The organism is Anoxybacillus amylolyticus, from assembly GCF_001634285.1.
Classification (GTDB): domain Bacteria; phylum Bacillota; class Bacilli; order Bacillales; family Anoxybacillaceae; genus Anoxybacteroides; species Anoxybacteroides amylolyticum.
The window spans coordinates 1-21282 of the sequence record NZ_CP015439.1 but is presented as its reverse complement, the minus strand read 5'-3'; the positions used below and the strand labels follow the sequence as shown (position 1 = coordinate 21282).

Here is a 21282-nt window from a genome sequence, read left to right as displayed (position 1 = left end):
GAATTGAGTACTACAATTCCTTTGGTCTTGATTAAATATTTCATTTATGTTTTGTGATTATCAAATTCCGTATGGGGGGAATCGGTGATATATGGATGTTTCACCTAAGATTAAAGAACTGAATAGCAATTTCTCATTATCTAACCAGCTTTTTCTTTCCAAAAATGTAAGAATGTTTGAAGTGGATAATGAGACGCTGCTTTTTCATGAACAAACGAGCAAGTACTACAAAATAGGAAAAGTTGCGAAAGAACTCATATCACAACTGCAAATGCAACAATTTACTGGAGATCAATTGATTATGGAGATCAGCAATCGATTCGATGTCGAAATGGATGAAATTGCAGATAGTGTGAATATTTTTATAAAACAAATGATCAAAGAGGGGATCATTTATACAAGCGAAAAAAGCTTTGACATAAGCAAATCAGTTCAATCTAGAAGATCAAGCAAAGTATTGATTAAACTAATCAAAGTGAATAATTTTGATCAATATCTTTTCAAGCTGTCATTAATAATACCGACAATGGGTGTAAAAGCTACTATTGTTTTTGTTATTTTAATGTGCCTAATATCTATCGTTTCAATTATTACCGTACTTAGATCGAGTTACGTTGCCCCAATAAGTGGCATCGAACTTTTGTATCTGATCCCATGGATTAACTTACACTTGATAGGACACGAGTTTAGCCATGCTCTGGTTGCTAAAAAATTAGGAGGAAACGTAAGAGAAATTGGCTTTGGATTATTGTATTTCGTCATTCCGGTGGCTTATGTCGATTTAACAGATACTTACCAGCTAAAGAGCAAGAAGAGGGCCTTCATTGCCATTACTGGTCCTATTTATGACCTAACTATGGGATTTATTTCTTCGCTGTTCGTACTTTATTCGAATGGATTCGCCAATACAATTGCAGTCCATCTTTTATTTATTCAGTTCATGATCTTTTGTTTTAACTGTAATTTATTGCTACCAAGTGATTTGTACAAGGCATTAGCAAATTGGTTTAAAGTGACGAATTTAAGAAATCATAGTTTTGAATATTTGAAATTTACCATGATGAATAAAGAAAAGCCTGCATATTTGAAGGGAATATCGGGTATCAAGGAAAACTTTTATTTGTTATATGCCATTCTTTCATTGTTTTATATTACGAGTTTGATATTTATTTTCATTTTCTACTATTTCAAGATCTTTTTTGACTAGAATAGGAGGAAAATATGAGCGGAATTCCTACTGTTTCTAACTTTTTACTTGCAAGGTTGGCTGTTAACTCTACTGAAATTCTGGATCATATGATCTGTCACCAAACTGGAAATGTCATTCGGGAGTTTTTACGGGTGGAGAATGAGTTGCTACAATTGAAGCAACCCATGATTGATTTATTGTATAACGTCGTTCCATCTCTTGAAGATCAAAAAAAACTGATCCGATTCGCTATAAAATTGAAACGAGATATTTTTAATGATAGAAATGATCGGTTGCAAAAAATAAAAGAGTACGATTATTTACTGCTATCAAAGTATTTGAATGAAGAAGAAAATACCATATTGAATACATGGCTGCGTTTATATAAAGAAAGAAAAGAATTGGCTGATAAACTGCGACAAATATTTAACGATGAGAAGAAAACAATCACCAATTGTCTAATAGAATATTTAAAAAGCGAGGAATCTAGGGAATTTCAAAAAGGATTGGCGTTAGCAAGCCCTGATTTACTTAAAATTCTACCATCAGCGCTGAACGATCTTGCTGATTTTGGATCTAATTTATCGAAATCTATTTATATGTACCTGCAAAGAAGTACTATTAAAATAAGTCCATTTAGTACGTTAACACAGATAAGCACAGCAAACTTTGAGCCGTTAGAAACAGCGAATGGGCTAGACAGTGAATTCGATGCAAGATACTTGATACGTATGAATAGAGCAATTGTCACTACATTGATTGAAGAAATGTCTAAACATGAAATTCTCAGCAAATATTTCAAATTTCGGCTTGCAACAAGTGCTGATGCAGGAGGAAAAAAAGCAAGAATAACGGGCAAGTATATGTATACCAATAACTTTTTTTGGAAGACGGAAGAGACTAAGATTTTATTGAGCAGTCCAATTCTCTCAGTATTGGATCAATTTGATGAAGGAACTGAATATACACTTGAACAAATTTTGAGTCCATTAGGACCGAATAAAGAATATGCTAAATATTTGATATTTTCAATGAAATTAATTAAGCCCGTTGTTCCATTCGATATTTATGAAGAGGAGCCATTAAAAAAAATAGCAGACTTAATTATTTCAAGTGGAAACGGTGATGAATTGGTACATCAGGTTTCAAAACATTTATGTCATGCAAACAGTTTATTTAAAGAGTTGAAAACAGATTGTACAGGATTACAAAGGGTTAAAAAACTCGACGAACTGAGCATGGAACTGAAGAGCGTGTTTTGTTTGTTGAAACGTAACCCTCCACAATGGATGGAAAATGCTAACCTCGTCTATGAAGATGTTCGGTCACAAATTGAAGTTCCGTATCTTGGACAACAAGTATATGGAGATGTGCACAAGATTATTGAAATGATCCAACCATATTTTCACTTTTCCTCATTATATAGTGAATTGGTTGATTATTTTAAAAATACTTATGGTTCAGGAAAAACAACAATGCTGGTGGACTTCTTAGCTACCCTCACTTCAAACGAGCAATTATTATACCGCATGTTTGAAAGAGCGATTTCAAGAGACTTTCAAAAGCAAAAAAATAAGATAGTAAAGGGGCCGAATGTTGCACCGCCCACGGCTTGTATTTATTTTCAGTTGAGCGCGAATAGCCAAGAGGATCTGTTAAATGGTAATTATTTGATTGTAGTTAACAAAATATCTACTGGACTTGGTAACGTATTTTCACGATTCAATCCTTTGTTTAAAAAACATCCGTACAGCAATTATTTAAAAGAATGGATTGAAGGATTATTTCCTTTATCTGAACCTATAGAATTACCAATGGGAGGGGATTGGTCGAATTTACAAGAATGTTTTGGTGTGCTTACTCGAAATATAGATTGGTTTGGGGAATGTAAATATGGATTTTCCCACTATCAAATTAAAAATATTTCCATCTCCCATTGCCAAGCTACTGATTCGTTGGTACTTAGGGCACAGGATGGAAATACAATTTCCCCAGTATATTTGGGTACTGTGCCCCAATATCTGATTCAAGGACCCGGCAAAATATTGTTGACATTAATTAATCCTTGGATGATAGACACTCCTTATGGAATCAATCCGCGCCCGTGGGAAAAAGTTAACAGAGTTAATGAAATTCAATATATTCCTAGACAACAGCAGGGTCGAATTGTATTAAAAAGAGCACAATGGATAATTCCAATAAAGTTATTACCTCCATTTGGAAAATATGATGGCGATGTGGAGATCATGTTAAAATTGCAACGTTTCATAGATAAATACCAAATTCCAACGGAAGTGTTCCTAACACAGGCCGAAGGAACTGTTTCAAAGAATCCTTTGAAACCGATATGGATTCATTTTCATAACCCATATTCGATTGAAGTTTTAAAAAGACATGTTACTCAAGATATCGAATATATTGTACTCACGGAAGCTTTGCCTAATCACCGTACATGCTGGATGAAAAATAAAAGCGGAAAACCGATTATTTCGGAGTTCATGTGCCTTGGGAAATTAACGGACCACACATAAAAGGATATTAAAGATAAAGAGGTGTCATCGAAAGTGAACCAAGAGTGGGTTTACTACAATATATATCCCTCGAACTCTAGTTTAATGGATTTTGTTGTTGAAGACATCGTGAGGAATGCATACTTGGAAGTTGGAAAAATTACAGAAATATCGAAATGGTTTTTTATCAGATATCAAGATCATTCAGGGACGCATGTCCGTCTGAGATTTTTGGTATCTGTTCAATCAGTGAACGAAGTGATTGAGATTCTCGAAAAATTGTTTGAGGAAAAGCTGTCTAAAATTTCTCGCATTACCCAATATGAACCCAAACGTCTGGTCCCTATTAAATCAAGCCAACATTTTAACAATGGACAGGAAAGCAGATTTGAACTGGCTTTATATGAACCTGAAATAGATAAATATGGAGGAGAAACGGGATTATCTATATCAGAAGAGCTATTTCAATATTCTAGCGAAATCTGCCTAGATGTTACTCCGGGTATCATTGACGGAACTCTCGATCGCTTTATCATTGGACTCAAATATATGAATGAATCGCTACAAGCTAATTTTGAACACACAGATGCTATACTGGATTTTCTTGAAAAATATATTGCTTATTGGTCTGGAGAACATTATTCGTCCATCGGTACTATTTATAAAAAAAATTTTATTCAGTCAGCTAAAAAGCGGGTAGCACTAACTAAAAACATTATCGAACAAGGTTATCATCGTATGAATTTCAAAAATTATGCAAACTCATTAAAAAGTGTGATAGATAGAATAAGTGCTGTAAATGGGGAAAAGAAGACTAGTGATCTACTGTTCCATTACATGCATATGATGAATAACAGATTAGGTATTTGGCCTATAGAGGAAGCCTATTTAGCGGCATTATTGAAGGTTGTTTACATGAATCAGCCCATACAAGGTGCAGCAAATTAGGGGGGATTAAAAGATGATTTTTGTGGATAATTTGTCGAAATCTTATAACAATTTAAAGGTGATTGACGATCTTTCACTTAATGTTCAGGAAGGGGAAATATTCGGTATTCTAGGCAGGAATGGAGCCGGAAAGACTACCTTCATTGAATGTCTGGTTGGTTTAAGAAAAAAAGACAAGGGAACTGTCAAAATCATGGGTGTATCAATAGACGAGAATCAAGAGCAAATCAAGTACATCATTGGAGTCCAACCGCAAGAGGCATCCCTTTTCCAGAGGCAAACCGTTTTAGAGACCTTAAAGTTATTTTCGAGTTTTTACAGCAAATCAATTGATATCAATAATTTAATGGGAGAGTTGAATTTAAAAGATTTGGAGAAAAAAATGGTTAAAAGTTTATCTAAGGGGCAAAAACAAAGACTTTTAATTGCGATTGCGATGATAGGTGACCCGAGAATTTTAATATTGGACGAACCCACTAGTGGTTTGGACCCCCAAGTGAGGATCATGCTGTGGGAATTTTTGAAAAAGCTTAAAAAACAGGGGAAAACGATTTTGCTGTCAACCCATTACATGGAGGAAGCGGAAGAACTATGCGATAAAGTAGCGATCTTACATAACGGCAAATTTGTTGCGGTTGGAACACCTAAAGAGCTGATTGAAAAATATACTGTAGAAGGCAAAAAAAGAAATCTTGAATCTGCTTTTATTCATTTAACAGGAAAAGATTTACGAGGAGGATTTGATTAATATGCAAATTAAATTAAATAAGGGTAAAAAAACAATAATTTTACTTATTAAGACAGGATTTAATGAAATTATAAGGGATCCTAAAATTTTTTTCTTTATAATGATATTTCCAGTAATGTTTTTGGGGATTTTTGCTGGGATAAGTTCGGTAATACACAAATCAAAACAGATGAATATCTCAATGTTGGAGTTCATGTTTCCGGGAATCTTAATATTTGCTTTGTTATCAACCGGTTTATTTGGTACGACTCTCCCGCTCGTAGAAATGAGAAAAAACGGTATAATGCGGTTATTAACTTTGACACCGTTAACTACGGGTCAATTTGTGATTTCTCAAATCATTGTTAGATTGATTTTATCCGTTGTACAAATTACTTTGTTTTTAATTCTAGGAATGCTACTTAAAATTGTTACTATTTCCGATTTAATTCCTCTGCTACTCGTATCTTTGATAGGCATGATAATGATTTTGAGTCTCGGGTTCCTATTCGGAGGATTTATGAGCTCTGTGGAGATTGCAGGTGGGATTCTTGGTGCAATTTCAGCACCGATATTAATGTTAAGCGGTGTTATGATGCCGTTCTATATTATGCCAGATATCGTCGAGGATTTAGCCATTTTTATTCCATTCACCTATATGGGAGATGCTTTGAGACAAATATTGTTTGAACATTTGGAAGGGAAATTCAGCATTTACACCGATTTAGCAGCAATTCTTGGATTCGCAGTATTGTTTTTTGTAATGACGAAACTATCGTTCAAATGGAGTAATGAGAAAATATAATAAAGGTGACCGGTATGACAAAATCCCGTGAAATACTTGTGACAATTGGTTTTGTGGTGATGTGCATTGTTTTTACGTTCCTGTCGTCCATGATGATCTCCAGTATTGCCATCATAATCAAGCTCGAGAGTATCGGAAATTTTTTGTCGCGTATAGGACAACTGTTGGGTATTTTATCCTTTTTCATTGTATGGTATAAAAAGATAACGATATTTGAAACGTTTGATCTTCCACTGTATGCCCCTAAAATGATACGTCATCTTTGGTTGGCCTTATCAGGGGCTATATTGGGCTTGCTATCACTATCCGTCATTTTTCTAATCTATATTGGAAATAATGCAGAATACCAATTTAACGACAACGGCGTGATTCATTGGTTCGCGATTAGTTTGATACCAGCTATCATCGTTCATTTTTGTGTTGGTGTATCTGAAGAACTGCTATTTCGCGGATATATATTGTCCAAGGTGGAACAAATAACGACTTTTACAGTGGCAAATGCGGTCCAATCCATCCTGTTTTCACTAACCCATTGGTTTAATTTTGGATTTAATTGGAAAGCGTTCGTTGGATTGGTCTTATTTGGTTGGTTGATGGCCTATTTAAGAATTTTAAGTCGCAGTTTATGGTTGCCTGTTGGATTTCATGCATTATGGAATATTTCTCAAGGTTCGATATTCGGGTTTGCCGTTAGTGGCGCCGTCGAGAAAAATTCTCTCATCCGAGTTCATATCGGTGGATCCGAATGGTGGAGCGGGGGTGCATTTGGTCCTGAAGCGGGAATCGTATCGATGATCTGGCTATTCTTACTCATTTTAATCTTTGGATTTGTGTTATGGATTCAAAGCAATAAAGCGAGTGTTGTATCTTCCGGAAAAAGCATGAAAGGCGAAAGAGTGGAGGGAGTTTAGGGACGTGAAAGCAGAGAAAAAATGCAGGAATTGTGGTAGCAGTTCAGTTTCGGAAGGTATGGTGGGAAGCGGGCACGCCAATGTAAAAAATATAAACAAAAACTTAAGCATCGGGTCAAAATTATTCGTTACGTTTTGTATCAATTGCGGGGAAGTTCAATCGATGCGAGTAGAAAACCCAAAAAAAGCGCTCTGATTGCTTTATATTCATTAATGGGGAGGTATCCGAATGGATCGATATCAGAAAACTGCAATAGGACTAATGTTGTTTGTGCCTTTGATTTTCTTGATCGTTTCTTTATTGATGGACAGATGGGGTTTTTTCCTTTGGAGTTTGGCACCGAGCTTTATCGTGGGTATGACAGGATTTTTCGTAGCAAAAACTGGAACTAAGTAACTGTAGTTGAGCACTTTCCGTAACAATAATTACCATATAAAAGAGGGGCAAACAAGGTACCCCTTATGCCACGTGGAGCTGTTTTTTCACAGCATCAATGGGAATATTTTGTTTCGCTGCGCTGTAAATGAACTCCACGAGGCAATGTCCTTTTCTCTTGCGTAGGAGATCGAGTCCATCCGAAAAATTGCTGTTAGACTGGAACATGCTGTACACGTAAGCAATCTGCACCAAGATCCAATACCGTTTGACCGCCCGAATGTGACGAACACGGTACCCATCGAGCTTCAGCTGGTCTTTTGCCTACCGGAAAAAGCATTCGATCGACCAACGCTCGGCATAGTAGCGCAAGATTTCTTCGTCGCTTAGCTTTCGATCGGTGCTCAAGACGCAATGAAGATGTTCTGGTGTCATCGGTTGATCGGCTTTCCAAGCGAGTAGCACCACGGCATTTATTGTTTAATTATACGGATCAAAAGTCTTTAAGGGTGATGCTATATGTGCCGGGAGTTTTGCTGTATTCCTTTCCTTATGTAGAAGTGACATGGTTCCAATTAATACCCTAATTTGAAGTGGATCTGAATTAGTGAAGATGTGCAAAGCAAAAATGATGTGGGCTATTATTTTACCTGTGGCACTATATACATGCAACTGGGGAGTTTAACTTATTTTTTCGACTGTCGGAGGCAAGCCAAAGGCTTGCCTGCGTCACGCATTCGCGTGACAGAGAACCGAACAACGAGCCGCCTCCCAGACAAATTCATTTGTCTGGGAGCGGTGTTGTTCGGTCGCCCGACAGTCGAAAAATGTTAACACTTCAATGTGCATTTATATAGATAAAAACGGGGCGGGTATAAAATGTTATGCGGAAACAATTGTCGTATACGGCGGAATGTTTTATTCAGTGATCGGAAAGATGAATACGGCGATTTTTTTAAGATATGCATTTACCAGACTTGTCGCAATTTTCGACAAGTCTTTTTATTTGTCAGGAAGGAATTTTTTTGATTTTGTCGAATATTCCCTATTTGTAAATATTTGTGTAAGGTGCGATAGGATGAGTGAAAAAGAAAAAATAGCGAAGCAAATGAAGGAAATCGTGGAACAATTGATGTCGGAACCGCAACTGAAAGCGCACATGTTGATGGCAATCGAGCAACATGTGAAAGAGAGCGATTTGTTGTTTGGACGGTTGGCTTATTTGCATTATGACTTGTTTTCGACACAAGGAGATCACTCAACATATATCGCAGCGGCTATTGAATTGATCGTGCTTGCTGGCGATTTACTTGATGATTTAGTCGATCAAGATCGTTTAGAGGATACAGCTATTCCTCTTCATATTGCTATCGGGTTCTTGCTGCTTGGTCAGCAAACGATTGCAAATGTACCGATTCTTGGTAATAAAAAATTAAAGGCACTGTCACATCTTACGTCTTGCTTGCTTCAAAGTGTGCAAGGACAACAGACCGATGTAGCGTGTGACGTACAAACAGAAGCAGATTATTTAAAAATGGTGGAGAAAAAATCAGGATCTCTTGTTGCGATGGCTTGTGTCATCGGCGCTTTATTAGCAGGAAAAGAGAACATCGCAACGATTGAAACATATGCTCGCTATATCGGCATTGCGGCACAAATCGACAATGATTTTGATGCGCTATACAACTGGGATAAAAAAGCTGATATTCAAGCAAAGAAAAAGTCGCTTCCGATTTTATATATGCTAGAAAGCAAGAACGATAACTTATGGAAGCAGTATGTCAACAACGATATAGACTACGATAGGATGTATGTCCAAAAAGAAAAAGCGCTTCAGCAAATGGAACAGGAAGGAGCGATTTATTACGCAAAAGTGATGAGCCAAATTTACAAGGAAAAAGCGTTGCAAGAAATCGAAAAACTAGATGTAGATGATGCGTATAAATCTGCGCTGAAAACATTGGTTTGAGAATGTTGGAGGGAGATTGTGATGCAACAAATCATTCGCTTTTTAGTCGAACATCCGGAAGTCATCAAAAAATTACAAAATGGTACAGTGAGCTTAATTGGTTTAAGTGAGTTAGAGGTAAAAGCGGTGATAAAGGCGTTTAGCGAATCGACTAGATCACTTGGATATTGGATGTAGATCACGATGAATCGAACAGTTATTGCCATGATTGTTGCTTCGATTTTAGCGCTATATTTAACCATTTTAAATGTGAAGCATCCATTGATCGGCATAGGTGTAGTAGAAAACAAGAATGGTGATATTATTGTTAACGACCTTTACGAGTTTGGCTGGGCAAAAAAACATGGGATTCATATTCATGATCAAGTGTTAAAAGTAGATGGAAAGTTTCCGCTCTCCCATTTTACAGTTCAGAAATACAAAACGATTGAACAAGCAAAAGCAGTCACTATTCAAAGAGGGAATCAAATCCAAACCTTGGCGATTGACTATCAAGCGCATGGAACGGAACAGTGGTTGTATTATATTATTTTGCCGACGTGTTTTTTTCTATTCGCTGTTCGTTTAAGCATATTTTTGCTTCGTTTGCGGCCAGATAATAACTCGGCGACCGTGCTGATTTACTTGTTGTTATCGGCAGGGCTTTGTTATATCAGTGCCAGCTTATCGGCGAAGCAGTCGCTTTTTGGAAGGCAAATATTCAGCGGTGTATTTTTCATGCTGCCCCCGCTCTTTTTGCATTTTGTTTACAACTATTTTGAAAACGAAAAGAAAGTATGGTTTGCGAAAAAAATCGTCTTTTCTCTTTATGGTTTTAACTTTGTGATGTTCGTTGCCTCACTCATATCTTTATCGTTTCGTTCGATAAGTGAAGCGGAAGTGCTATTGGCTACATTTTTTATCAACATGGTCATCATTCTGGCTTTGTTAGGAAAAGGATTAGTTTATCTTAAAAAAGATGAACAGCAAAATACGGTCAAAGGTTTGCTTTTAGCCATTGGGCTATCTGCCGCACCATTTGTTTTATTTTATAGTCTCCCGGTTCTCATCATTGGAAAATGGGTGCTGCCAGCGGAATTAACGGTTAGTTTTCTTTTCGCCTTACCAATCGTTTTCTTTTATTTAATGGCAACAGATCAACTGTTTCAACTGCAATTTTCGATCGAACGGTTGAAATATTTTGGACTGTTTGCATTACTTCTATCTTTCTTTATGATGATTGTGTACAATCAATGGATCCATCGCTCTAGCAAATGGGCTGAACTTGTTGTTTTATTTTCTGTCGTTTACATCATCGTTCTTGCTACTTTTTACATAAAAGAATGGTTAGACCGCAAGTGGCGGGCAAAACTACGGATGCAAAAATATTTTTATCAAGAGAGCTTATATCGTATAAGTGAACAGCTTAAAAAACAGCGTACAGTAGAGGGAGCCATGTATTGTTTGGAAAAGGAATTGCACGAAATTTTGGACGTAGAAAAAATAGAGGTGATGCAGTCCATAAACGAACCGCTTTCTTTCGAGTACAATCAAGCACATTGGGCGAATATCGTCAAAAAAATAAATGGTGCCCCACTTTCGATCGGTCGCGTAATGGAACATCGCTCCTTATTTGTCTTGTTTATCGGCTCATTTCGTCAAACAACTTTATGGCTAGTAGGGAAAAAGAAACAACCTATTTATTTCCATACCGAGCAAAAAGACTGGCTATCTGCCATTGTTTATTATACGAGCATGACGATGGAAAACATGTTAAAAGTGGAGGATCTATTGAAAGAGTTAGATCGATTAAAAGAGAAAGAACATTCGATTTCGTTTACTCGATTGATGTTCCAATGGTCAGAAAGGGAAAGAAAAAAACTTGCAATCGATTTGCACGATATATTGCTTCAAGATTTAATTTTGTTAAGAAGAAAAGTGGAAAACTTGCTTGTTCAACCTCTGTACGTGGAAGATATACAAAAACAGCTAAACGATATCGACGAGGAGATCCTCAATGTCATTGATGTAACAAGAGAAATATGCCATGAATTAAGACCGCCGTTTTTGAGTCAGATGGGATTAAAACAAGCAATCACACAGCTTATTGACCGATTCCATTTACGTACGAATATAAAAGTGGAATGGAATGTTCACATACAAGTCAAATTAGGAGAAGAACAGGAACTAGCGATGTATCGGATCATACAAGAATTGTTAAACAACGCCGTAAAACATTCACAAGCGTCAACGATTCAACTCGTATTGGATACGCAAGATGAGGCTGTTCAACTCCGTTATGTTGACGATGGGATAGGAATAGAGATGGAAAAATTAAATCATCATAATGGTAATTTAGGATTATTTGGAATAAAAGAGCGTGTGCAAGGATTAGGTGGAACATGCAAAATCACGTCATCGCATGGATCTGGATTAGAGATAAGGATCACCATTCCATTATAAACGTATGGAAAGGAGAAAAGCATGGCTCGTATTTTAATTGTCGACGATCATCGTCTTGTTTGCGAAGGAACAAAACGTATGCTCGAGTGTGAACAAGATTTTCAAGTAGATTTTGTTACATCAGCCAAAGAAGCAGAACAAATGATCGAGCAACGTACGTATGATGTATTTTTACTTGACTGGTGTATGTCGGATGTGAGCGGTATCGAATTGAGTAAACGAATTCTCCAAAAACAGCCAAATGCGAAAATTGTCATCTATACCGGATATGATATTGTTCCTTTTTTAAATTATTTCATTGAATCAGGCATTACAGGCTTTGTCAGTAAAACCGCATCAAGCGAGCAATTAGTGACAGCAATTCGCTGTGCACTAAGAGATGAGGCGGTCATTCCTGTGCATTTCCTGCGTCAGCTGCATCGTTGTGAAGGAAAGGAAAAGATGGAGGAAAACGAACAACCAGCTGTGCTGAGCCATCTCGAGCAAGAACTACTAATGGAAGTCGCTAACGGCTTATGTAATAAAGACATTGCCAAAAAACATCACACGAGCCAACGGACAGTGGAAAGACGCTTATCACGCATCTTCACGAAGTTGTACGTATCTTCTCGAATAGAAGCGGTGGAAAAAGCAAAGCAATTAGGGCTCATTCCAGAGCATCATATGTTGTGAACGCCTTCACCGGATCGGTGAGGGCATTTTCTTTTTGAAGTCCGCCATTTCGTGTCGGTATCCGACAAAAAAATGGCGGGGTTCGACACCATGTTGGCGGTGAAAAAGAAAGAAAGTAGAGGTATATTTGAGATAGGAAAGGACAGGAGGAGGTGAGGATTGGTGACTAAATTGAGGATGAAGTCCGAAATTTTGTGTAAAAAGAAACGGCGCAAAAATGTGTTTAATTTTCCTAAGGCCTAAATTCGCTGGGCCGAGAGCGAAATTTTACACAATAATCAGGACTTGACCAAATTGAGGCCTGAATCCGTGATAAAACATGTCCAAATTGCTGAGAAAACTTGATAAATCAATAAATATCACGTTTTTTGCTTTTCATTTAATTAAGAAGATCCGAAGACGGGCTAAAACCTTGTTTTAATAACATTTTCTGTCATTTTTGATGAGTACCTGTCATGGATTCAGGTGAGGTAAAGAAAGGGAGGAGGTGGTACATGTGGAAAAAACAAGGGAAGAAAATAAGGGACAACAGTGGCAACCAGTTACCAAGAGTGTCGTGAAAAAAGGTGCAGGTATCCCTCTTGTGAAGGCAGCAGGTTGTGCTGGTTGTTGGGCAGCGAAGTCTATCTCCCTGACTTCTGCCTGCTGGGAATGTGAAATTAGCCTTGTGGCATGCGCAATCTAATATAGAATTTTACCTAACATATTTATGAATTTGGAGGGGACTTTCCTTTGGTAAAAGAAAGTCCCCTCTCCTAATCAAAAGAAAGTGAGGCGACGTTCATGGTAATTGGAACACCAAAGAAAAAGGTAGCACCTCAATTTGGTATTCATTTGCAACCAAGTGGCGCCATTCTTTATGAAACAAACACGTTGAACTATTTTCGTTTGAGTGGTGTCGGAGCAGAACTGGCTATGTTGATGGCTCAGCTTCAGGATATGGAAAAGACAGCATACGTTTGGAGTCATATGAACGGTTTAGAAGAAGGAATGACGGTCGAGGAACTGCGAGACATGTTTGCCGATCATCCGTTAACAGCGCTTTGGGAAAAGGGTATCTTACCCTCTTCTATTAGGATTACTGGATCGTCTCAGGCGTATCTTCCTATTCGAAGTACCCTTCAATTTACAAATTCCTGCAACTTGAGCTGCCCATTTTGTTATGCAAGTTCTGGGCGTCCTTATGAAAAAGAATTGACGACCGAAGAGTGGATTCTTGTAATGGAAAAATTAGCTGCTAACGGAGTTTTTGACATTACGATCACCGGAGGGGAAGCAAGACTAGTAAAAGGGTTCCATCGCCTTCTCGCTACTGCTAGCTGTCTGTTTATAAACGTTCATCTCTTTAGTAACGGGCTTGGCTGGACGGGTGATGATATTGCTTTCGTCAAACAATTTAACAATGTACGTTGTCAAGTGAGTGTTGACGGATATGAGGAGACACACGACAAAATGCGAGGGAAAAAGGGAGCCTATAAAGAGACGATGTCTAATGCACGAAAGATTGCCGAGGCTGGTATTCCTCTCATTATCGCTATGACCGTCTCTCCAATTAACTATCTTGATGTGGAAAAAGTGGCAGAAGAGGCTTGCGCGGTTGGTGCACGTGTTTTCAGGGCTGGAATCACGTTGCCGGTTGGGCGTGCAGGAGACGGTATTTTTTTTCTATCGAAGGAACAACGCGAAAGAGTGAAAGAACAAATCGATCGGGCGATTAAAAAATGGGGAAATCGCATTGTGATTCCGGACTGGCGAGAAGAGGACTCCAACGAGCATCACAAAGGTGGTGAAGCTGATTTTTGTACACCTGGCTACCTAAACTGGTACGTGCGAGCAGATGGTATGGTTACACCTTGCCAGGTTGAGGAAGCCTCGATGGGCCATATTTTAAAAGACTCGATTTTGGAAATAGGAGCGGAAGAACGACTGTTGGAGGTTCGTGCAAAGTCTAAATCCTGTTACTGTATCCATAGAGTGGAACTGCCGGAACCGGATCAACCATTCCGTAAATTGTTTTAAGAAAAAGGTGATTTGGAGGAGAAAGAGAGGTGTAGGTATTTTGTGTGGCTTATTGCAGTTGTAGTTTCAATACTTAGTTTGTTTTTATTTCTGAAATTCAGAGATAGGGCGTACAAACAAGAGAATGATAAGTTGGTACTACCTAGTAAGCAAGTCGCTATTGAATGGGCGATTGTAGCCGTGAAAAGGTTGACAACAATCGATGTTTCTGACTGGGACACTTATGCCGCCTTTTGGCATGATCGTGAGACGATTAATCGCCTGCATCATTTAGGTATGCTCGATGAGGTACGGATACTGGTGCACCGTTGGGGTCTGTTAGAGTCTTGGAGAGTGCGTTTTGTCAAAAACGACACGACCATTTTGGTCGGTATTGCACCGAATGGGGAAATCATCCATTTGCAGGTTGAAGGACAATTGAGGAACGATGATGTGCATAAGTTTGAATCAAGCAACTTGCTAGCTGTACTTAATATCGATAACCCGCATGGTTTTTGGAGCGAGGCACGCCTAATTGGTGAGGGACAGGTGGAGGGGATTTCCGACAGGGAAAAAGAGCGGACGTTCTGGTATCTTATTCAATCACCGAAGGTTCGTTTACGCGTATCTGTTACGATATATCAGGGTATTGTCTGGCAAGTTCATATGGAGCCAGAGATTTTTGCTCCCACTCTCAGCCAAGTGGTGCAACGTGAGTTTTTGGATAAAGTGCTGAACCTTTCGGGTGTGCTGGGATCTTTTATTGCATCTGTGATCGGACTTCTGATTATCACCATAGAAGGTGGTAAATTGAATTGGAATTTTGGTGGAGTGTTGGCCGCAATCATCTTATTCGCTGTTGTACTTGTAACTAACGATGGATTTGAATTTTCTATGATTAACTCGTATGATGTGCGGGTCAATAAACGTGCTATTCGTATGCTAACGCTTGTAATGTCGCTGTTTCAAGCGATCGCAACGATGTGCGTGGTGTTAATCAGTACGTCGGTCGGCCTATTTTTGACAGAGCAGATCGGCATCTCCGCGTTTGAACATCCGGTCAATCAGATAATTGTTGGAGTAACAGCCGGTATTGCTTGTCTTGGTGGAATGACATGGCTCAATGCTATGTTGCAATCGACAGGAAAAGTTCGTATTGCGCCAGAGTTGTCTGACTATACGATGTTTGTTTCAGGATACAACTGGAAAGGCGCCCTAAGCATGAGCTTGCAAAGTTCGATCGGAGAAGAAGCGATCTATCGGTTAATGGGAATTCCTGTTATAGTGTGGTTGACCCATAAGCCTTGGTTAGCTGTGTTAGTTACGTCATTGCTTTGGGCTATTATTCATACAGGGACTGGTACGCATCCACGCATCATCCGGTGGAGCGAGATCGTTGCATTGGGGTTCGTCATGGGAGAGTTGTATCTACAGTATGGCTTTATTGCTGCATTGGTTGCACATTTCATTCACAATTTCATTTTGATGTTGGCACCGATTGCTCTAACCAAATCGAAGATGAATCGTAAAGCTTTGCCAATCAACAACGCAGTGACTAAAGGATAGGTGAGAAGAATGAATAATATTCTGATTGTTAAGAATATAACTAAACGATACCGCAATGGTTCAGGAATTCATAATGTTCATTTTGCCGTGAATCAAGGAGAAATTGTGGGGCTACTAGGAGCGAATGGAGCAGGAAAAACGACTGCTATTCGCTGTTGTCTTGGTCTGTTAGGTCCGGATACGGGCAGCGTGACAGTTGGTGAATTACCAGCTGGGTCACCCGAAGCTTTGAAATCCATTGCCTTTATTCCCGATAATCCGAATCTGTATCCGCTCTTGACAGTCCAAGAACACCTCTATTTCCGAGCAAAGGCATTTGATCTCAAAGGAGATATTAAGACGCTTGTAGAAACGGCTTTGCAAGAAGTAGGGCTTTTTGAATTTGCAACTCGTATGGGTGGCGAGTTGTCTCGTGGGCAGCGTCAACGGGTAATTTTGGCAGGAGCGGTTTTACAAAATGCCTCTCTTTATGTTTTGGATGAACCAACAGCTGGCCTAGATCCTGTCTCAATCCAATGGCTAATCGATTGGCTGAAAGTCAAAGCTCAACAGGGGGCGGGTGTGCTGGTTTCTACGCATAACCTTGATTTTCTCTGCAAAGTCGCAACGCGTGTTGTCGTACTCTCTCAGGGGCAAGTGATTAGAGAAGATATGGTTCCGACAGAGGAAGAGAAATTTCAACACTGGCAAGAGCAGATTGTTAATCTGCTTAAGGGGGAGAGAAAGGATGATTAGGATCCTACACCTTTTGGCGCTTAACAGTATCCGTCAACTTCGCACCGGGATGGGAGTCCGTGGAATGCTGGTGGTTTCAAGTGTTTTTTTTGCTCTTTCGTTTGCCGCTCAATACTTGGTTTTGTCCCATTTGAATGATATGCAATCAAGTGCCACTACCATTGGATGGGGTCTTATTGGAATGCTTTTGTTTTTTTCATTGATAGGGTCTACTTCCACTCAATTGCCAAGTAAAATGGAGGATGTATTTTGGATATATACAACCCCTTATTCAGTTCGAAAGGTTGCTCTTGCCGTTGCCGTCTGGAGAGGATTGCTTCGATTTGGTATTTGGCTGTTGTCAGCTCTGATGGCAAATTTGGCAAATCTATTGTTGAAGGGCATTTCAAATTTCGATTTTCTTAGTGTGCTGTACGGTTTACCCGTTCTTTTTGCCCTTTCCTTGTGGCAGGTAGGAGCTTCCTGCACCCGTGGACATAAACTCCTTTCTAAATTGCTCTTTTGGTTTTCGTTGATTGGTGGTTTGCTTATCCTAAGTTTGGTCGTGATGCTGTTAAAGGACGGAAAAATTGTTCATGGTTTGTTAACTGGCTCATTGTTCGTACTTGCCCAAGGTATGGGAGGAGTTATGATTGGATTGACTAATTCTTTGGGATTTTTGGAGATTGGTCTTATCATCCTGGTTGGGTTGATTTTTTTGTTCGTTCCCTCGCAGAGCAAAATTAAAGAGAATGCTGTGATGGACGCCATTTATTGGGCAGACATAGCAAGCTGGAACAACATGCCGATGTCAACAACTAAGTATAAGAAAGGCGCCACTTCTTGGCGTGGGGGCGCAAAGTATCGCAAAGAGTGGGCTTTTCTATGGATGGAGTTAGCAGTGTTACGCAGAAGGCGGCTACGAATGACTTTTCAATTTCTGTTGTCGGTTGCGGTTGTAGCTTTGGTGGCTCGCAAGTACTCCTTGCTGCTCTATTTTTTTCCGATACTAGTTGCCTTTTCTACTCTGTTCAGCGGTTATTACTCGGGTACGATGCGTCATCTGCAGACGGGAGACTTGATGCTTTTGCCTGGTAAACTAAGCAAGAAAGTGATCGGTTCTGAGATACCCTATCTGTTATTTGCGCTGTTTAACCTGTTGATGTATTTGGTCGTGGGTGGTTTCGCTGCCCAGTGGAAGATCGATCTAATTATTGATCTTTTTTCCATTTGTATCGGATTGGTGGTAATTACATATAGTATTCGCATTATGAGCATTGCTCGGGCCAATTTCCAAGACGGTCGAGTGACTCCTGTCTCGTATTTTTATAATGTCTTTCGTTTATTTTTCGTGGCTATTCTGCTTAACTTTCTTCTGTTGGAAGTGATTGTTCGGTTAGACGGCAATCCTGCACCAGTGTTGTTGGTGAGTGATCTTCTGGCTGGATGGTTGACTTGGATAGCAGCCCTACGGTTTCTCGAAAGCAGCACGCTAAAGGGAAGACAGGCGGGGATGTCCAAAAAATGGGATTACACGTCCTCCATTTTGACAATCTCTATTTGTGCAGTTCTTGCCTTTACAGGATATCTTATTTATAACCGAACTCATCTTGAGCCACAACCGGCTATCGCTGGCATCAAATGCGATATGATGGAGCAAGACCGTTATCACGTCCATGTGCATCTCGATATTTATGTCGATGGAAAGCACCAAACACTACCAAAATTTATTGGAATCTCTGAAAAGGGTGGTTGTATGTATTGGCTGCATACTCATGATGATTCTGGTATTATTCATGTAGAGTCGCCAGTGAAAAAGGATTATACGCTAGGCGAATTTTTTCTAATCTGGCACAAACCATTGTCGAAAAAGCAGGTTGCTGATTGGGTGGCACCAAGTGGTACGGAAGTGAAAGCCTATGTCAATGGCAAGGAATATACAAGCGACCCGTCGAATATAATCTTAGATGCTCATGAGGAAATTGTCTTGCAAATTGGACCTTCTTGGGTAACACCTCCTAGTTCTTATAAGTTTCCGCCAAACTTATAAGAAGCTAGATGAAAATGATTAAAAAGAAAGGAATGTGAAAAATAATTATGGATTCAAAAGATTTGATGAAGAAAGAAACAAACGCGCTCACCTCATACGTGCAAGCGTTGGGAAAAAGGGAGTCGATGTGGGAGGCCGCTAAAACGCTAATCAAACAGGGAGATGCATCGGTACCTGCATTAGTCGAAGGGTTAAGGGATTCTGATCACAATATACGGTCAATTTCTGCTGTTGTGCTCGGGGAGCTTGGATCTGTTGCGTCGCAAGCGGTCCCTGAACTTATTCAGCTCTTGAAAGATGGCAATCAGGAGGCACGCATGTCTGCTGCCTTGTCCCTGATGAGAATCGGTCCCGTTGCAGAGGAAGCGCTTGAACAGTGTCTAAAAAATGAGGATAAGGAGGTACAGTTTTGGGCAGCTTGGGCGTTAGTCATGAACAATCCGACCAAGCTACATGCTCTCCCGATCTTGCAAGAAGGATGGAACAACAGCAATGACAAATATAAACATCTGGCGGCGGCGGAAGCTTTGTTCAAAGCGATGAATCGCAAGATCAACGAACGGAAAGAATAAGTTTAGCCTGAATCCGTGATAAAGACGCGTTCAAAACTGCCAAGAAAACCTTGCTAAATCAACAAATATTGCCCTTGGGGTTCTTCACCTAATAGGTGAACATTGGAAATTGAGTTGAAACCTCGGCATGATTGGGTTTTCCAGCATTTTTGATACACTTCTGTCAAGGATTCAGGTTCACATGTTCAGAGTTATATTATGGGAGAAGGATTAACGGAAAAATTCCATTTGAGGTAGCTAATCAAATTGATAGTCCAAAGTCAAATACAGTTGCGCTTGAGCCAGCTTGAGCAAGAAACATTAATGGAAGTCGCTAACGGCTTATGTAATAAAGACATTGCCAAAAAACATCACACGAGCCAACGAACGATAGAAAGACACTTATCGCGCATCTTCACAAAGCTGCACGTATCTTCACGAATAGAAGCAGTGGAAAAAGCAAAACAATTAGGGCTCATTCCAGAGCATCATATGTTGTGAACGCCTTCACCGGATCGGTGAGGGCGTTTTCTTTTTTGGGAGTCCGTCATCTCGTGTCGGTATCCGACAAAAAAATGGCGGGGTTCGACACCATGTTGGCGGTGAAGAAGAAAGAAAGTAGGAGTATAATTCGAGATAGGAAAAAACATAAGAAAGCATTCCTGTTAGAAAGGTTTTGGGGGACTTGAAAGAAAAAAGCCCTCTTGGTATGATGCAGGGGTACCAACAAACACCTATCATCCAACCAAGGAGGACTTACTATGAATTGTACACAAAATCGCAAAATTGAACAAGTCACCGATCAAACATTAGTGATTGGAATGGATATTGCCAAGCAAAAACATTACGCAGCGATCGTGGACGCACGAGGTCGGGTACTGAAAAAGTCGTTTCCGGTGTTCCAGTCGAGATTCGGATTTGAACAGTTCTATGCGTTGATCCAAGAGGCGATGAGGGAGTTTGGCAAAACGGAAGTGATCGTCGGAATCGAACCGACCGGACATTACTGGTTGAACCTCGCCTACTTCCTCGAGGAAAAAGGGATCCCGTTGGTGATGGTTAACCCGATGCACGTCAAACGGTCGAAAGAACTCGACGACAACTTGCCAACGAAGCATGATGCCAAAGACGCCCTAGTCATCGCAAGACTGGTCAAAGACGGACGTTTTAGCTATCCACGTATTCTCCATGAGGTGGAGGCGGAATTGCGGGCAGGAAGTACGTTTCGAGAGTCATTAATCAAGGAACGGAATGCCGTCCACAATCAAATGATTCGTTGGCTGGATCGGTACTTCCCTGAGTTTGTGCAGGTGTTTCCGTCGTTTGGCAAAATGGCATTGGTGGTGTTAGAAAAAACGCCATTTCCGATGGACATCGCAAGTCAGACGATAGAGGGGCTCATGGAGCGTTATCGGCAAAGCGAGGCGCTAAAATGCCCACAGAAACCGAAAGTGCAAAAGCTGTTAGAGATGGCTCGCCATTCGATTGGCATCACGGAAGGACAACAGATGGCCCGTATCGAAATCGCCACGTTGGTCCGCCGATATCGCCAATTGGAACAAGAGATCGCAGCGTTGACGGAAGAGTTAACTGCCCTTGCACAAACGACGGTCGAATATGAATGGCTCCAAACGATTCCGGGGCTAGGAGAGGCGACGATCATTGAACTGTTGTCGGAAATCGGGAGTTTTCATCAGTACCAAGATCCGCGGCAATTGATCAAATTAGCGGGCTTGACGTTGAAAGAACACTCGTCTGGACAACACAAGGGGCAAAAACGAATCTCGAAGCGAGGACGAAGACGGCTACGCGCCCTTCTCTTTCGGGTGATGATACCACTCATCCGCCATAACA

At 40.0% G+C, this 21282-nt stretch carries 17 protein-coding genes and 3 pseudogenes; 19 read left to right on the top strand and 1 reads right to left on the bottom strand.

Annotation, left to right across the window (positions count from 1 at the left end; all coding sequences use genetic code 11):
• Positions 1-91 precede the first annotated feature (91 nt).
• The 7 genes from GFC30_RS14620 to GFC30_RS17270 all read left to right on the top strand — a co-directional run bounded on the left by GFC30_RS14620 (position 92) and on the right by GFC30_RS17270 (position 7487).
• Positions 92-1207: a PqqD family peptide modification chaperone gene (locus GFC30_RS14620; RefSeq protein ID WP_066327528.1), complete on the top strand. Its 1116-nt coding sequence runs from the start codon at positions 92-94 to the stop codon at positions 1205-1207.
• Positions 1208-1221: 14 nt separating this feature from the next.
• Positions 1222-3720, top strand: a complete 2499-nt coding sequence (locus tag GFC30_RS14615; protein ID WP_066327526.1) for a lantibiotic dehydratase family protein — start codon at positions 1222-1224, stop codon at positions 3718-3720.
• A gap of 33 nt (positions 3721-3753) precedes the next feature.
• Complete coding sequence (locus GFC30_RS14610; RefSeq protein ID WP_032100282.1) at positions 3754-4647, top strand: thiopeptide-type bacteriocin biosynthesis protein; 894 nt, start codon at positions 3754-3756, stop codon at positions 4645-4647.
• A gap of 13 nt (positions 4648-4660) precedes the next feature.
• The gene (locus tag GFC30_RS14605) at positions 4661-5395 is read left to right on the top strand and encodes an ABC transporter ATP-binding protein (protein WP_066327521.1); all 735 of its coding nucleotides are present in this window, start codon (positions 4661-4663) and stop codon (positions 5393-5395) included.
• A 1-nt stretch (position 5396) separates the two neighbouring features.
• On the top strand, positions 5397-6179 hold the full coding sequence (locus GFC30_RS14600; protein ID WP_066327519.1) for an ABC transporter permease: 783 nt from the start codon (positions 5397-5399) through the stop codon (positions 6177-6179).
• 14 nt (positions 6180-6193) lie between these two features.
• Positions 6194-7090, top strand: coding sequence for a CPBP family intramembrane glutamic endopeptidase (locus GFC30_RS14595; RefSeq protein WP_066327517.1), 897 nt, complete (start codon positions 6194-6196; stop codon positions 7088-7090).
• A 229-nt stretch (positions 7091-7319) separates the two neighbouring features.
• Positions 7320-7487: a hypothetical protein gene (locus tag GFC30_RS17270; protein WP_169807018.1), complete on the top strand. Its 168-nt coding sequence runs from the start codon at positions 7320-7322 to the stop codon at positions 7485-7487.
• A gap of 63 nt (positions 7488-7550) precedes the next feature.
• On the opposite strand, the pseudogene GFC30_RS16710 reads toward GFC30_RS17270, so the two are convergent.
• A pseudogene (locus GFC30_RS16710) lies at positions 7551-7940 on the bottom strand (transposase); the annotation flags it as partial.
• A gap of 604 nt (positions 7941-8544) precedes the next feature.
• On the opposite strand from GFC30_RS16710, the gene GFC30_RS14585 reads away from it, so the two are divergent.
• The 12 genes and pseudogenes from GFC30_RS14585 to GFC30_RS14530 all read left to right on the top strand — a co-directional run.
• A complete protein-coding gene (locus GFC30_RS14585; RefSeq protein ID WP_066327501.1) occupies positions 8545-9435 on the top strand; it encodes a polyprenyl synthetase family protein in 891 nt (296 codons plus the stop codon).
• A 21-nt stretch (positions 9436-9456) separates the two neighbouring features.
• A complete protein-coding gene (gene comX, locus GFC30_RS14580; protein WP_066327499.1) occupies positions 9457-9612 on the top strand; it encodes a competence pheromone ComX in 156 nt (51 codons plus the stop codon).
• Between the two features lie 6 nt (positions 9613-9618).
• Positions 9619-11877, top strand: a complete 2259-nt coding sequence (locus tag GFC30_RS14575) for an ATP-binding protein (RefSeq protein WP_066327497.1) — start codon at positions 9619-9621, stop codon at positions 11875-11877.
• A 21-nt stretch (positions 11878-11898) separates the two neighbouring features.
• Positions 11899-12549, top strand: coding sequence for a response regulator transcription factor (locus GFC30_RS14570; protein WP_066327495.1), 651 nt, complete (start codon positions 11899-11901; stop codon positions 12547-12549).
• Between the two features lie 496 nt (positions 12550-13045).
• Positions 13046-13234 (top strand): sporulation killing factor, encoded by a 189-nt coding sequence (gene skfA / locus GFC30_RS14565; protein ID WP_066327485.1) that lies wholly within the window; start codon positions 13046-13048, stop codon positions 13232-13234.
• A gap of 98 nt (positions 13235-13332) precedes the next feature.
• A complete protein-coding gene (skfB, locus tag GFC30_RS14560) occupies positions 13333-14568 on the top strand; it encodes a sporulation killing factor system radical SAM maturase (protein ID WP_066327482.1) in 1236 nt (411 codons plus the stop codon).
• Positions 14569-14610: 42 nt separating this feature from the next.
• Entirely contained in the window at positions 14611-16113 is a 1503-nt protein-coding gene (locus tag GFC30_RS14555; protein ID WP_066327480.1) for a CPBP family intramembrane glutamic endopeptidase, read from the top strand.
• 9 nt (positions 16114-16122) lie between these two features.
• Positions 16123-16848, top strand: coding sequence for an ABC transporter ATP-binding protein (locus GFC30_RS14550; RefSeq protein ID WP_066327478.1), 726 nt, complete (start codon positions 16123-16125; stop codon positions 16846-16848).
• Positions 16841-18877, top strand: a complete 2037-nt coding sequence (gene skfF, locus GFC30_RS14545; protein ID WP_066327472.1) for a sporulation killing factor system integral membrane protein — start codon at positions 16841-16843, stop codon at positions 18875-18877. Before GFC30_RS14550 ends, skfF begins: the two co-directional genes overlap by 8 nt.
• 47 nt (positions 18878-18924) lie before the next feature.
• Positions 18925-19449, top strand: coding sequence for a HEAT repeat domain-containing protein (locus tag GFC30_RS14540; RefSeq protein WP_066327469.1), 525 nt, complete (start codon positions 18925-18927; stop codon positions 19447-19449).
• Between the two features lie 276 nt (positions 19450-19725).
• Positions 19726-19929: pseudogene (locus GFC30_RS14535) on the top strand (response regulator transcription factor); the annotation flags it as partial.
• A 260-nt stretch (positions 19930-20189) separates the two neighbouring features.
• Positions 20190-21281, top strand: a pseudogene (locus GFC30_RS14530) (IS110 family RNA-guided transposase); the annotation flags it as partial.
• Between the last annotated feature and the right edge of the window lies 1 nt (position 21282).